Below are 277 nucleotides of genomic sequence, written 5' to 3'. Positions count from 1 at the left end.
AAATCGCGCGGCACAGCCAGCCGCTAAAAATGGCACAACAGAGGCCATTACTGCGCCTCTGCTGTCGTCTTCTGGCAATAATCGTTCAGAACGAATTACTTACCACTTTTTACTTTAGTCCATGCACGGGAGCGCACACGATCCAGTTTCGGATCCTGGACCTTGAGCACAAACAGTTTGGCCATGGCATCCGGCGCTGGGAAAATGCCCGGATTGTTGCGCACGTCCGCATTGATCAACGGCAGCGAGGCATTGTTACCGTTGGCGTAGTTCATGT

Annotated in this window: 1 pseudogene; it reads right to left on the bottom strand. The window is 52.7% G+C overall.

Annotation, left to right across the window (positions count from 1 at the left end):
• Positions 1-95: 95 nt before the first annotated feature.
• Positions 96-277 (bottom strand): annotated as a pseudogene (locus tag KVT28_RS24995) (spermidine/putrescine ABC transporter substrate-binding protein PotF); the annotation flags it as partial.

This window comes from Pantoea sp. GbtcB22 (assembly GCF_019091025.1).
Classification (GTDB): Bacteria; Pseudomonadota; Gammaproteobacteria; order Enterobacterales; family Enterobacteriaceae; genus Pantoea; species Pantoea leporis.
This window is presented reverse-complemented; position numbering and strand designations above follow the sequence as displayed.